This is a genomic window from Hymenobacter lapidiphilus, assembly GCF_013377885.1.
Classification (GTDB): domain Bacteria; phylum Bacteroidota; class Bacteroidia; order Cytophagales; family Hymenobacteraceae; genus Hymenobacter; species Hymenobacter lapidiphilus.
In genome coordinates, this window is sequence record NZ_JABKAU010000003.1 from 120,628 (window position 1) to 134,980 (window position 14,353).

Below are 14,353 nucleotides of genomic sequence, written 5' to 3' on the forward strand. Positions count from 1 at the left end.
TTGCGCGGATTTTTTGGGCTGGAACGACTCGATGGAATCCAGCGAAATTCCTGGCGTTTATCTGTGGGAAATGACTCCGGGCTACCTTTGCCAAATGCCTACCCTTTCTGAACGCGACGCCGCCGTGCTGTGGCACCCCTACACCCAGATGCAGACCGCCCCGCTGCCCATTGCCATTACCCGGGGCGAAGGCAGCTGGCTGGTAGCGGAGGACGGCACCCGCTACCTCGACGCTATTTCGTCGTGGTGGGTGAACTTGCACGGGCACGCCCATCCGCACATTGCGGCCCGCGTGAGCGAACAGCTGCGTACCCTGGAGCATGTGCTGTTTGCTGGTTTCACGCACCCCGCCGCCGTGGAGCTGGCCGAGCAGCTGCTGGAAATGCTGCCCCCGAACCAGGCCCGCGCGTTCTACTCCGATAACGGCTCGACAGCCGTGGAAGTGGCCCTGAAAATGGTGCTCCAATACTTCCACAACCAGGGCCAGCCTGAGCGACGCACGTTTATCTGCTTCAAGGATTCCTACCACGGCGACACGTTCGGGGCTATGGCCGTGAGCAGCCGCGGGGCCTTCACTGAGCCATTCTGGCCGCTGCTGTTTGAGGTGGAGTTTATCGAGGTGCCAGTGCCGGGGCGCGAGGCCGAAGTGCTGGCCCGGCTCGATGAAATCCTACAGAACCCCAACGTGGCGGGCTTTATTTTTGAGCCCTTGGTGCTGGGTACGGCGGGTATGGTGATGTACGAGCCTGAGGTGCTGAGCGAAATGCTGCGCCGCTGCCACGCGGCCGGCGTGCTGGCCATTGCCGATGAGGTGATGACCGGCTTTGGCCGCACCGGGCCGCTGTTTGCCAGCAGCCTGCTAACCGAGCAGCCCGACCTGATGTGCTTTTCCAAGGGCCTCACCGGCGGCACGCTGGCCATGGGCCTCACTACCTGCGCCGCCCCGATTTACGACGCCTTTCTGAGCGACGACAAGATGCGGGCCCTGTTCCACGGCCACTCCTACACGGCCAACCCCGTGGCCTGCGCCGCCGCCCTGGCCAGCCTGGAGCTCACCCGCACCGACGACTGTACCAACCAGCGCCAGCGCATAGCCGCCGCCCACGCTGCTTTTAAAACCGAAGTCGAAGGCCAGCCGGGCATTCGGGCGGTGCGGCACCGGGGCACCATTCTGGCCGTAGAGTACGACCCCGGCGAAGGCACCAGCTACTTCAGCCGCTTGCGCGACGCCTTCTACCAGCTCGCCCTCGACCACCACGTAGTGCTGCGGCCGCTGGGCAACGTGGTGTACCTGCTGCCGCCCTACTGCACCACCAATGCCGAGCTGGAGCTGCTCTACGCCGTGCTGCGCCAGATGCGCGAATTGGTGCTGGATTTCGTGCCCGCCGCCAACCTGCCCCACATCCTGCATGATTAACCCCGATTCGGATACCGTAATCGTCATCCGGGGCCGGGGCCGGGTATCAGCGCTGGGGCTGGAGTCGGATTGGAGCGTGGCGGCCTCACCCTTCAGCGCGCATCCGGCGGGTTTGCCCGTGGCGGCGCTACCGGCCGCGGCCGAAGCCGCTGTAGCCGCGCTCCGCCAGTCGCGCCCCGCCTACCGCCAGCTCGACCGCACCGTGCTGCTGGCTATGCTGGCCGCCCGGCAGGCAGTTGCCAGTTGGCAGTTATCAGCTGCTAGGATTGAGTTGCCAGTTGGCAGTGGTCAGTTGCCAGCCGATAATATCATCAGTAGGAACAACCTGACAACTGACCTGACAACTAACCACTGGCAACTGGCAACTGATAATCTAGCCGTCAGCATCGGGAGCAGCCGGGGCGCGACGGGGCGGCTGGAAGAATTTCATGCTGAGTTTCTGGCCGAAGGGCGGGTGCCAGCTGCTGCTTCGCCGCTTACTACGCTGGGCAATGTGGCCAGTTGGGTGGCCTTTGACGCCGGGCAAGCGGGCGCAGCGGCCCTGAGCCACTCCAGCACCTGCAGCAGCGCATTTCAGGCCCTGGGCAACGCCGTGGCCTGGCTGCGCGCCGGCATGGCCGACCGGTTTCTGGCCGGCGGCACCGAGGCCCCGCTCACGGCCTTCACGCTGGCCCAGATGCGGGCCATCGGCATCTATTCGCCTTTCGGGGCAACCGATTGGCCCTGCCGTCCGGGAACGGGCCGGCCCTCCACGTTTGTACTGGGCGAGGGCGCGGCCGTTTTCGTGGTGGAACGCGGGAGCCGGGCGGCGCTGCAGAAAGCTGGCAAAACGGCGCTGCTGCTCGAAGGCGTGGGGTTTGGCTTCGAGGCACTTGGCAGCAAAACCGGCCTTTCGGCCGACGGCCAGCACTTCCAGCAGGCCATTCGGGCGGCGCTGCAGCAGGCCGCCGTAGCCCCAGCCGAAATTGACGCGGTGGTGCTGCACTCGCCCGGCACCCCGGCTGGCGATGCGGCCGAGCGGGAAGCACTACGGGCGATATTTGGTGAGCAGTTGCCGCTGCTGCTGTCGAACAAGTGGCTGTTGGGCCACACGCTGGGCGCTTCGGCCGCGCTCAGCCTGGATTTTGCCCTGTATGTCCTCGAAACCCAAACGTGGCCCACGCCGCCCTTTGCTACCGATGTAAACGGCCCCTGCGAGCGGCCGGTGCGGCGGGTGCTGGTAAATGCGGCCGGCTTCGGGGGCAACGCGGCGAGTGTGGTTGTGTCTTTGGGGGTGTAGCGCGAAGCTCCAGCTTCGTGTACCGCTGCAAAAAAATCGTTGGAGTTTCAGCGGCACTCCGTACCCTTGGACGATGTCGTTTGGCTGTCAGCAACGACGCGCGAAGCTGGAGCTTCGCGCTACATCCCTCACGCCGCCTTATATTTCCCATCCCAACCACCACCCTACTATGTCCCGCTCCCTCCTTTTGCTGCTCGGCCTGGGCCTGACCGTCCCCGTTTTCGCCCAGACCAAGCCTGCCACCACGCCCGACCCGCTCATCCTGCAGATGGTCCAGCAGGTTTCAGAGAAGAACCTGCGCGACGACGTGGATAAGCTCGTGAGCTTCGGCACGCGCCACACGCTTTCCGATACCAAGAGCAAGAAGCGCGGCATCGGGGCGGCCCGGAACTGGGTGGAAAGCGAATTCCGCAAGTACAGCAAGGCCAGCGGCGGCCGGCTTAAGGTCGAGCAGGATACGTTTACCATCAAGCCCGACGGCCGCCGCATCAACGCGCCTGTAGTCATGGCCAACGTGATGGCCACGCTGCCCGGCACCGACCCCACCGACACGCGCGTGTTCATCGTCAGCGGCCACATCGACTCGCGGGTGAGCGACGTGATGAACGCCACGGCCGACGCGCCCGGCGCTAACGATGACGCCTCGGGCACGGTGGCCGTAATGGAGCTGGCCCGCGTGATGAGCCAGCAGCAGTTTCCGGCCACTATAATTTTCGTGGCCGTGCAGGGCGAAGAGCAGGGCCTCTACGGCTCGACGCACATGGCCAAGCGGGCCAAGAAGGAGGGCTGGAACCTGGTGGCCATGCTCAACAACGACATCGTGGGCAACTCGACCGGCCACGACCCGACCATCAAAAACACCACCCAGCTGCGCGTACTGAGCGAAGGCATTCCGGCCAACGAAACGCCCGAGCAGGCCCGGATGCGCCGCACGCTCAGTTCGGAAAACGATTCGCCCAGCCGCCTGCTGGCCCGCTACGCCCGCGAGGCCACCAAGCAGTACGTACCCGGCCACGAGGTAGTGCTGGTGTACCGCCCCGACCGGTTTCTGCGCGGCGGCGACCATACGCCCTTCAATCAGCAGGGCTTCACGGCGGTACGCTTCACGGAGGTGAACGAGGATTTCCGGCACCAGCACCAGGATTTGCGCACCGAAAACGGCGAGGAATACGGCGACCTGGCCAAGTTTATGGACTTCGCCTACCTGCGCCAGAACACCGGCGTAAACCTGGCCACGCTGGCCAGCCTGGCCCTTGCCCCAGCGGCCCCGCGCAACGTGGGCGTGCTCACGGCCAAGCTCACCAACCGCACCGAACTGCAGTGGGAAGCCCCCGCTGCGGGCGAAAAGCCGGTCGGCTACTACGTACTCATGCGCCCCACCAACGCCTCCGAGTGGGAGCAGAAGTTCTTCGTAACCGACCTCAAAGCCGATTTGCCCTATAACAAGGACAACTTCCTGTTTGGGGTGGTGAGCGTAGACGCGGAGGGCCACGAAAGCCTGCCGGTGCTACCCGTACCGGTGCGCTAAGCGCGGGGCCGCTTCCGGCCGGCCTTGTTTGCCTTTTAGCGTGAGCGGCTACTGCAGAATTGCGGTGGCTGCTCTTGGTTTGGGGCGTATTCGGTTTGCAGTTGCTGCGCGCTGGTTGCGTACGTTGGCATCGGCCCAAGAACCAGCCACAGGAGGTGAGTACAGCTATTACGATGCAGTTGGGGCATGTTTCTGCAAACTAATACAGCCGGTTGCCAAGAGCAGGAGCAACCAACTTATAGCGAAAGGCTTACCAAGGCGAATAAGCTGTTGGTTGCAGCCCCATTCAGGTTATATTTCGGGCACCTTTCCACTTTATCCTTTATTACATGAAAACCAATTTATTCACCTTGTTGCTGCTGAGTACCGGCCTCACGGCTTCAGCCCAGTGGGTCAACCAGCCCATTTCTTTCGCCAACCCAACCTCCGCGGCCCTTTTTCTGGAGGCCGTGGATGCTAATACTGTCTGGACGGCTGCCCTCGATTTGTCGGGGGGCGACGCGTACGTGCCGGCTCAGCTAGCCCGCTCTATCGACGGGGGCCAGAGCTGGGCCGTGCGGGCATTGCCTCTCAACGCCACCGCCGAAGAACAGCTTGTTGGCTTAAGCGCGGTGAGTGGCAGCACGGCTTGGGTATTGGTAGTCAACACCGAAGGCGACGACAGCAGCCGCCTGCTGAAAACAACCGACGGCGGCCAGAACTGGGTAGCTCAGGGGGCCGGCGTGTTGTTTGCCAGCCCCAGAAGCTACGCCAGTCACGTGCATTTCTTTTCTGCTACCGAGGGCATGGTAGTGGGCGAGAGTCTCACCTCGGGCGGCAGTTTGGAGGTGTACCGCACCACCGACGGCGGCCAGAGCTGGACGGCCGTGAGCACCCCGGCCACGCTCCCCAACGAATACCCCATCGTACTGTCGCCCGCCACTGTAGGCAACAGCATCTGGCTGGGCACCGATGAGGGGCGCGTATTCCGCTCTACTGACCGCGGCCAGACCTGGGCTGTGTTTACTATAGGGGAGACAGAACTTACGCACATCCATTTTCGCGACCAGCAGAACGGTCTGGCCCTGAGCTTAAATGAGCGAAGCACCAACCACCGTTTGTTCCGGACCAACAACGGGGGCCAGACCTGGAACCCGGTAAACTACAGCGGCCCGCTGCACGGCGTTTCCATCAGCGCGGTGCCCGGCACCAATCAGTATGTTTCGGTGGGGTACGATGAGGATAACGGCGACCAGGGTTCGTCGTACTCGCGCGACAACGGCCAGACCTGGATTAATCTGGAGAATCAGATCAACCACTTTGTGGTCGATTTTGTGAGCCCTACGGTGGGCTGGAGCACTGGCTTTCGGGGCTCTATCGACAACCCACGGGGCAATGGCCTTAACAAGTTCGGTAGCACGGTGCTTGGCCTGCGCGGAACCGATGCGGCGTTGCAGGCGGGCCTGCGGGTGGTGCCCAACCCGGCAGAAGGGGGCCGCAGCAGCCTGCGGGTAGCCCAGCCCTTCGGAGCCGCCGTCCAGGTGCGGATACTCGACGTGACCGGCCGCCTCGTGAGCCAGCACAACTGGACCGGCAGCGTACCACTGGAGCTGAATTTGAGCCGCGAGAAAGCCGGATTGTACGTGCTCGAAGTAGCTGGTACCAACGGTACGGCCCGCCAGAAGCTGCAGGTGCAGTAAGCCCGGCCGGTCTGGAGGCACGGGGGTTAATTCCGCTTTTTTTCCCTTTCCTACTCGCCCCGAACGCGGCGCATACCGGCGGCTACCAACGCGCCGGACCTCACCAATCGGCCTGCTAATGGCCCTCGTTTCCTGGTTTGCCCCACTCGGCTGGCCCTGCTTTCCGGCTGAAACCGGACTTAGGCGGCAGCAGACGGCCAGTGGAGAGACTATCGGGCAGCAAAGCGAAGAGACGCGCTTCGACCCGACTGTCGCTCTAAGTCTGTGTACATAGTTCCCCGTGTTTCCTTTCGAACATGCCAGCGCCGGTCCTGCCCAGGGCCGGCGCTACTTTTTTTCTAAAAGCGTGTTGGGGGTTTTGATTTTCATGTCGTGCCTCGACAAGCTCAGCATGACACGGAATCGATTATTTTAAAAATTCCCCAACACGCTTTTAGAAAAAAAGTAGCGCCTAACCCTCTGGTTGCCCGGCGAATCACCATAGCTTTACTATTATACATGATAGATAAACAAATATTCTTACCTAAACTTGCGGCATCATTCACCCACCCGCCCGCATGGACGCTGAACTGCTGATTGCCAACCTGACCAACCCCACCCTGCTGTTCTTCGTGCTGGGCATCGTGGCGACCCTCGTTAGGAGCGACCTGGAGATTCCACCTTCCACCGTCAAGTTCATCTCGCTTTATCTGTTGTTTGCCATTGGCTTCAAGGGTGGGCAGGAGCTGGCGCATAGTCCGTTTGAGGCAGAAATCATCTACTCGCTTGGTTTCGGGCTGCTGCTGTCCTCCCTGATTCCACTCTACACGTTCTTCATTCTCAAGCGCCGCCTCACCGTCAGCGACGCCGGGGCCGTGGCGGCGGCCTATGGCTCGGTCAGCGCCGTTACGTTCGTGGCGGCCGTCTCATTTCTGGATGCCCAAAGCCTGGCGTTCAGCGGGCACATGGTGGCCGTAATGGCTCTCATGGAGGCCCCGGCCATCATCGTGGGCATTATTCTGCTGATGCGCTACGATATTCCCGGCCCCGACGAGCCGCCCCGCCTGAGCCTGGGTAGCGTGGTCCACCACTCTGTTACCAACGGCAGCGTGCTGATGGTAGTCGGCTCGCTGGTTATCGGCATCATTGCTGATTCCAAGCAGGCCGAGGGCATCAAGCCTTTTACCACCGATATTTTCAAAGGATTTCTGGCCATTTTCCTGCTCGAAATGGGCATGGTTACGGCCCGGCGCTTCGGCACTTTTAGCCGCTACGGGCGCTTCGTAACGCTATTTGCCGTGCTCATGCCCCTGTTCAACGGCAGCATGGTAGCCGTGGCCAGCCACTTGGTCACCAACTCGGTGGGCAACCGCTTTATCTTCGCCATTCTGGCCGCCAGCGCCTCCTACATTGCCGTGCCGGCGGCCATGCGGCTGGCGGCTCCCAAGGCAGACCCCGGCCTCTACATTCCAATGGCGCTAGGCGTTACATTTCCCGTCAACATTACCTTAGGAATGCCCCTGTACCTACTGCTGGTGCAGCACTCGTAGCGCCGGCCAAACCAGAAAAAAACGGTGGCCCATTGCAATAATCCGCCGCCGCCGGCCGTACTTGCGACGCAAAACCTTTCCTGCGGTCTTCGGATCGCGCAACTTTTCCGGCATGACCTGCATTTCTTTCCCTTCGACCTTTGCGCTTTCGGTGGCCCTGACCGCCCTAGCCGCTATGCCGATGCTGAAGAAATGCTGCAAACGAATCACGACCTGACCGTCGCGCCTCTTCGTGCCATCTTCCTTTGAGCATTGAGCGCCGGTCTTCCCAGACCGGCGCTTTTTTTTCACCCGTGCGGCTGATTCACCTTTTATCATCGCGCTTGCTTCCCGTTTTTTCATCTTATGAAAGTTTTAAAGTTTGGCGGTACCTCCGTCGGTTCGGCGCCCCGCATGCGCGAAGTAGCGGAGCTGATGCACGCGCCGCACCTGCAGCGGCGCATCGTGGTACTCTCGGCCATGAGCGGCACCACCAACGCACTGGTTGAGTTGGCGGGCCTACTGTACGCCCGCAACGCCGCACCGGCCACCGCACACCTCGAACAGCTACGCCAACACTACCGAACGGTGGCCACCGAGCTGCTCGGCGCAACTGAGGCCGATGCCTTCTGGCCAACGCTGGACCAGTCATTCCGGACCCTGCGCGAACTGGCCGCCAATCTGCCGCTGACAGCCGAGGGCGAGCGGGTCATCCTGGCCCAGGGCGAACTGCTGAGCACCCGACTGATGTACGGCTTTGTGACGACGGTATTGGGCCGCCCGGCCGTGCTGCTACCCGCCCTCGACTTCATGCGCCTCAATGCCGACGGCGAGCCTGACACGGCCGCCATCCGGCAGGGGCTGGCCGCCGCGCTGGCCCCCTACCCCGACGACGCGCTGTTCATCACCCAGGGCTTTATCTGCCGCGACGCGCACGGTGCCATCGACAACCTGCGGCGCGGCGGCTCCGACTATTCGGCCTCGCTGATTGGCGCGGCGCTACAGGCCGAGGAAATCCAGATCTGGACTGACATTGACGGGCTGCACAACAACGACCCACGGGTGGTAGCTGGCACCTATCCGGTGCGGGAGCTTTCGTTTGATGAGGCCGCCGAGCTGGCCTACTTCGGGGCCAAGATTCTGCACCCCAGCTCGGTGCTGCCGGCGCGGGCCCACGGCATTCCGGTGCGGCTACTGAACACGATGCAGCCCGAGGCCCCCGGCACGCTCATTTCGGCGCGCACCGGCTCCGGCTCCATCAAGGCTATTGCCGCCAAAGACGGCATCACGGCCATCAACGTAAAATCGAGCCGGATGCTGCTGGCCCACGGATTTCTGCGCAGCCTGTTCGAGGTGTTCGAGCGCCACCGCACCGCCATTGATATGATTACGACCTCGGAAGTGGCCGTGTCGCTGACCATTGACGACGCCAGCCGCCTGCCCCAGATTGTGGCCGAGCTGCAGGATTTTGGCGCAGTGGCAGTTGATGAAAACCAGAGCATCATCTGCCTCGTCGGCAGCCTCACACAGGATACCAACGGCAGCGCCCACCGCGCCTTCGCCGCCCTGCGCGACGTACCGGTGCGCATGATCAGCTACGGCGGCTCGCCCAACAACATCAGCATTCTGGTAAGCACCGAAGATAAAGTGCGCGCTTTGCGGGCATTGAACGCGGGGCTATTTGAGGGGCGGAACTAGCGAGCTAAAGACCGGTGTCATGCGGAGCGAAGCGGAGCGCAGTCGAAGCATCTCTACCGTAGTAGTAAAATAAATTACGCTGGCAACGAAGCGGTAGAGATGCTTCGACTACGCTCCGCATGACACGTTCTTTCCCTTCACTAATGCCCACTTACTCAAACAACCCCAGCCCATCACAACCCAACCTCATGTCTCTCCAGCTTCCTGCTGAATTTTTGAATCAGCCCACCCCTTTTTACTATTACGACCTTGCCCTGCTCGACCAGACGCTGGCGGCGCTGACGGCGGCGGCCCGGCCGGGCAATTTCCGGGTGCATTATGCCCTCAAGGCCAACTTTAACCTGCCCGTGCTGGAACGCATCCGGCGGGCCGGGCTGGGGGCAGATTGCGTGAGCGGCGGCGAGGTGCAACGGGCCCTGGAGGCCGGTTTTGGGGCCGATGATGTGGTGTTTGCCGGCGTGGGCAAGTCAGATGCCGAAATACGCCTGGCCCTGGCAGCCGATATTTTCTGCTTCAACGCTGAGTCGGTGCCCGAGCTGCGGGTGCTCGACGAGCTGGCCGGCACCCAGGGCCGCCGGGCGCGCGTGGCGCTGCGCATCAACCCCAACGTAGATGCCTACACCCACCCCCACATCACCACGGGCCTCGACGCCAACAAGTTCGGCATCAGCCTGCCCGATCTGGCCGGGGTGCTGGAGCAGCTGGAGCAGCTGCCCAACGTGGAGCTCATTGGCCTGCACGCCCACATCGGCTCGCAGATAACCGAGCTGAGCGTATTTGCCGCCCTCAGCCGCAAGCTCAACGACCTGCAGACCTGGCTCGAAGACCGCGGCCACCGCCTGCCGCACCTCAACGTGGGCGGCGGCCTGGGCATCAGCTACGAGCAGCCCAACGAGCACCCGATTCCTGATTTCCAGACGTATTTCGGCATGTTTGAGCAGCACCTGCAGCGGCGGCCGGGCCAGCAGGTGCACGTGGAGCTTGGCCGCTCGGTGGTAGCGCAGTGCGGCACGCTGCTCAGCCGGGTGCTGTATGTAAAGGAAAGCCAGCACACGCGTTTCGCCATTCTCGATGCGGGCATGACCGAGCTGATGCGCCCGGCCCTTTACGGCAGCCACCACCACATCGAAAACCTCAGCAGCCAACTGCCCGAGCTGGCCTACGACGTGGTAGGACCCATCTGCGAATCGACCGACACGTTTGGCCGCGCCCGGCTGCTACCCGAAACCCAGCGCCACGACCTGCTGGCCATCCGCTCGGCCGGGGCCTACGGCGAGGTCATGTCATCAGGCTACAACCTGCGCGAGAAGGCGGCGGCGGTGTACGGTGGGCGGTAACTGAACGACGTAGGGGCGGGGCGCAGCTAAGCCCCGCCCCTACGTCGTTCAGTTACCAGTACACTACCCACTTGCCCAGCTTTTCGTGGTGCGTAAAACTTTGCAGCAGCCACTGGCGCTCGGGCTTCAATTCGCCTTTCACCAGTAGCACCGGCTGGCTGGCGAGTAGCCAGCGGAGTTGGGCATCGGCCTCGGGCTGGTTGAGGTAGAGCAGGTAACGGTGCCAACTGGTGCCGGGCTCGAACTGGGTTTCACGGTTCAGATTGTGGTTACCATCATTGAGAAACACTGGCAGTGTGCCCAACTCGAAGGCCAGCGAGGGCAACAGTTGGTCGTACACCAGTATGGGCCGGGTCTGCAGGCCTTGTTGGGTGATGAACTCGGCCAGCGGGCGACTACCGTTGAAGGCCAGCTCGTTCTGCTGCATAATGGGCTTGGCCGAAATCAGCAAAAACACCGTGAAAATAACCGTGCCTACCAGCAGCCGGGGCGCGATGCGTACTTGGTCCCACATGCTGAGCGTGAGCACCAGTACGACTACGCCGATAGCCGGCCAGAGCGAAGTAAGCGGGCGCAATTCCAGCCCCAGATCGAAGACGGCTGCAAAAATCGGCAACACGCACAACGCCCCCAGCAGCAACCCGAAAAAGGCCAGAATACCCACGTACCAGCGGTGGAGCATGGCCTCGGTGCAGCGGCCCAGGTAGTAGGTAGTCAGCAACGCCACGCCCGGGAAAATAGGCAGCACATACAGCAGCAGCTTGGAGCTGGAGAGCGAGAAGAACAGCAGCGGCACCAGTACCCAGAAGATGAGCACATTGCGCCACAGCCGCGGCACGGTGGCCCAGGGCGTGCGCGCGGCCCGGACCACCAGCGCCACCGCCCAGGGCAGGCTGATGGCAGGGGCCAGCAGCACGTAAAACCACCAGGGCTTGCTCCGGTCGAAGGTGGCCGCGTTGGCGAAGCGCTCCACGGTGTGCTCGTACAGAAAGTAGCGCACGAAAGCCGGATTTTCGGCCACCAAGTAGCCGTACCAGCTCAGGCCCACCACCAAAAACAGCCCCAGCCCCAGCACATGATGCACCGTGAACGGCCGGCGTGCCCGTCCCCCCCGCTCAGCGGCCGGTACCCGGAAGTAGGCACCCGCTACGGCCATCAGCGGCAGCACAAAGCCCACCGGCCCCTTGGTGAGGAACGCCAGCCCCAGCCCCAGCCAGAACAGGTACAGCCAGCGTGCCCCGCCGCCGTGGTAGTAGCGCAGGATGCCGTAGGCCGCGGCCAGCTCCAAGGTGGCCAGATACACGTCGGTCGTGACGTTGAGGGCCGAAATAAGCACCACCGGCAACGTACCGTAGATGACGGCCGCCGACAACGCCCGGGCGCGGTCGTTGCCGAACAGCAGCAACCCCAGCGCGTACACCAGCCCCACCTGTAGCAGCACAGCCAGCACCGGCAGCAGCCGCACGCCCACCGTATTTACCCCAAACAGCCCCAGCCCCGCCGCTGTGAGCCAGTACGTAAGAGGAGGCTTATGGAAATGCTGAATGCCCAGCAGCCGCGGGTGCAGCCAGTCGCCGCCCACGAGCATTTCGCGGCCGATTTCCGCGTAGCGAGCCTCGCTGCTGTCCAGCGGCCCCCAGCTGCCCAGTTGCCAGGCAAAAGCCCCACCCAGCACCAGCAGAAACAGCCACAGCCAGCGGCGCGAAGTCATGGGGAAAGGCATGGGCGGGGCGTGAGGTGATGGGGTAGTGAGGAGGGGATTGGCCAAAGGTATGAGACTGAAGAAAAGAATGGGTCATGCTGAGCGAAGCGGAGCGCAGCCGAAGCATCGCTACTGCTTCGTTGCAGTAGTAAATCAACCAACAGAATTAGCATTGCAGTAGCGATGCTTCGACTGCGCTCCGCTTCGCTCAGCATGACACGTTCTTTTACCCCGCCCACGCCGTACCTTTGCGGCATGAATCTTCTTTCCGCGGAAAATCTTTCCAAAAATTACGCCGACCGTTGGCTGTTTAAAGACCTGAACTTCGGATTGCTCCAGGGCCAGCGGGTGGCCTTCGTGGGCATCAACGGCACCGGCAAAACCACCCTCATGCGTATTCTGGCGGGCCTCGAAATCCCTGATACCGGCCTGGTAAGCGTGCGCAAGGGCATCCGGGTAACCTACCTGGGCCAGCAGCCGGTGTTCGATGAAACGATGACGGTGGAAGAAACCATCTTCGCCAGCCAGAACGACACGCTCAAGGCCATCAAGGAATACGAGCACGTGGTAAACGACCCCGACCACAAAGCCGACGACCTGCAGCGGGTGCTGGAGCGCATGGATTCGCTTCAGGCCTGGGACTACGAGGCGCAGGTGCAGCAGATTCTGAGCCGGCTGGGTATTTTGGGCGAGTTGCTGACGCGCAACGTGAGCAAGCTTTCGGGCGGGCAGCGCAAGCGCGTGGCCCTGGCCCGCGTGCTGATTGAGGAGCCCGACGTATTGCTGCTCGACGAACCGACCAACCACCTGGATCTGGCCACCATTGAGTGGCTCGAAAACCGCCTCTCCTCCCCCAGCCTCACGCTGCTCATGGTGACGCACGACCGGTACTTCCTCGACAGCGTGGCCAACGAAATTGTGGAGCTCGACAAGGGCCAGATGTACCGCTACCAAGGCAACTACGCCTATTTCGTGGAGAAAAAGGCCGACCGCGAAATGCGCCAGGCCACTGAGGTAGAGAAAGCCCGCCAGCTGTTCAAGAAGGAGCTGGAGTGGATGCGCCGCATGCCCCAGGCCCGCGGCACTAAGCAGAAGGCCCGCATCGACGCCTTCTATATCACCAAGGAGAAGGCTAGCACCAACCTGAGCAAGCAGAACGTGGAGCTGAGCGTAAAAACCACCCGCCAGGGCGGTAAAATCATCGAAGCCAGCCACCTCAACAAGACCTTCGGCGACAACGTGGTGCTCGACGATTTCAGCTACGTGTTCAAGAAGAAGGACCGTATTGGCCTAGTGGGCCCCAACGGCGCGGGCAAATCCACGCTGCTCAACATGCTTACGGGCAAGCTCGCGCCCGACTCCGGTACCATTGAGGTAGGCCAGACCACCGTGTTCGGCTACTATACCCAAACGGAGCTGGAGTTCGACCCCACCCAGCGCGTGATTGACATTGTGAAGGAAGTGGCCGAAGTGGTGGAACTGGCCAACGGCGACGTGCTCACGGCCAGCCAGTTCCTGAGCCTGTTCCTGTTCCCGCCGGCCCAGCAGTACACGCTGGTAAACAAGCTAAGCGGGGGCGAAAAGCGACGCCTACAGCTGCTGCGGGTGCTTATCAAGAACCCCAACTTCCTGATTCTTGACGAGCCGACCAACGACCTCGACCTGAGCACGCTCAACATCCTGGAAGACTTCCTGCTACACTTCGGCGGCTGCCTGCTCATCGTGAGTCACGACCGGTACTTCCTCGACCAGCTGGCCGAGCACCTGTTCGTGCTGGAGCCGGGCGGGGCCGTGCTCAACTTCCCCGGCAATTACACCGACTACCGCGAGTACCTGGCCGAGCGCGAAACCGAAGCCGCGTTGGTAGAAGAGGAAAAAGCTGCTAAAACCGCCCGCGCCGAGGCTAAAGCAGAAGCCGCCAAGCCCGCGGCAGTCGTAGCGCCTGCGCCGGCTACTGCCCCCAAGCGCCGCGCCTCCTACGCCGAAAAGCGGGAGTACGAGCAGCTCGAAAAGGACATGGCGGCCCTCGAAACCGAGAAGCAGCAGGTAACCAGCAAGCTGAACGGCGGCAGCGGCAGCGCCGACGAGTTTGCGGCCTGGGGCGCCCGCCTCGGGACCCTCACCGAGGAGCTTGAAACCAAGGAGCTACGCTGGCTGGAGCTAGCCGAACTGGTATAGCCCACACGCGCCATACACCCGACGCGG

General features: G+C 62.4%; 10 protein-coding genes. 8 read left to right on the plus strand and 2 right to left on the minus strand.

All coding sequences use genetic code 11. The features are described 5' to 3' along the window. Window positions 1-94: 94 nt before the first annotated feature. The 5 genes from bioA (at window position 95) to HW554_RS02650 (ending at window position 7,432) form a co-directional block, all read left to right on the plus strand. On the plus strand, window positions 95-1,417 hold the full coding sequence (gene bioA, locus HW554_RS02630; protein WP_176906791.1) for an adenosylmethionine--8-amino-7-oxononanoate transaminase: 1,323 nt from the start codon (window positions 95-97) through the stop codon (window positions 1,415-1,417). Then, entirely contained in the window at window positions 1,410-2,696 is a 1,287-nt protein-coding gene (locus HW554_RS02635; RefSeq protein WP_176906792.1) for a beta-ketoacyl synthase N-terminal-like domain-containing protein, read from the plus strand. Before bioA ends, HW554_RS02635 begins: the two co-directional genes overlap by 8 nt. A gap of 169 nt (window positions 2,697-2,865) precedes the next feature. Continuing rightward, entirely contained in the window at window positions 2,866-4,224 is a 1,359-nt protein-coding gene (locus tag HW554_RS02640) for a M28 family metallopeptidase (protein WP_176906793.1), read from the plus strand. A gap of 329 nt (window positions 4,225-4,553) precedes the next feature. Continuing rightward, window positions 4,554-5,903 carry a VPS10 domain-containing protein gene (locus tag HW554_RS02645; protein WP_176906794.1) on the plus strand — a complete coding sequence of 450 codons (1,350 nt, stop codon included), beginning with the start codon at window positions 4,554-4,556 and terminating at the stop codon, window positions 5,901-5,903. A gap of 557 nt (window positions 5,904-6,460) precedes the next feature. Continuing rightward, window positions 6,461-7,432: a sodium-dependent bicarbonate transport family permease gene (locus tag HW554_RS02650; protein WP_176906795.1), complete on the plus strand. Its 972-nt coding sequence runs from the start codon at window positions 6,461-6,463 to the stop codon at window positions 7,430-7,432. Here the strand turns inward: HW554_RS02650 and HW554_RS02655 are convergent. Continuing rightward, a complete protein-coding gene (locus HW554_RS02655; RefSeq protein WP_176906796.1) occupies window positions 7,409-7,774 on the minus strand; it encodes a hypothetical protein in 366 nt (121 codons plus the stop codon). The two genes, HW554_RS02650 and HW554_RS02655, sit on opposite strands and share 24 nt — an antisense overlap. 3 nt (window positions 7,775-7,777) lie before the next feature. Between HW554_RS02655 and HW554_RS02660 the strand changes: the two genes are divergently transcribed. Continuing rightward, on the plus strand, window positions 7,778-9,109 hold the full coding sequence (locus HW554_RS02660) for an aspartate kinase (protein ID WP_176906797.1): 1,332 nt from the start codon (window positions 7,778-7,780) through the stop codon (window positions 9,107-9,109). Window positions 9,110-9,297: 188 nt separating this feature from the next. After that, a complete protein-coding gene (gene lysA, locus HW554_RS02665) occupies window positions 9,298-10,446 on the plus strand; it encodes a diaminopimelate decarboxylase (protein WP_176906798.1) in 1,149 nt (382 codons plus the stop codon). A gap of 52 nt (window positions 10,447-10,498) precedes the next feature. On the opposite strand, the gene HW554_RS02670 is transcribed toward lysA, so the two are convergent. Beyond that, window positions 10,499-12,169 carry an ArnT family glycosyltransferase gene (locus HW554_RS02670; RefSeq protein ID WP_176906799.1) on the minus strand — a complete coding sequence of 557 codons (1,671 nt, stop codon included), beginning with the start codon at window positions 12,167-12,169 and terminating at the stop codon, window positions 10,499-10,501. Window positions 12,170-12,403: 234 nt separating this feature from the next. Between HW554_RS02670 and HW554_RS02675 the strand changes: the two genes are divergently transcribed. After that, window positions 12,404-14,326 carry an ABC-F family ATP-binding cassette domain-containing protein gene (locus tag HW554_RS02675; RefSeq protein ID WP_176906800.1) on the plus strand — a complete coding sequence of 641 codons (1,923 nt, stop codon included), beginning with the start codon at window positions 12,404-12,406 and terminating at the stop codon, window positions 14,324-14,326. Window positions 14,327-14,353 lie beyond the last annotated feature (27 nt).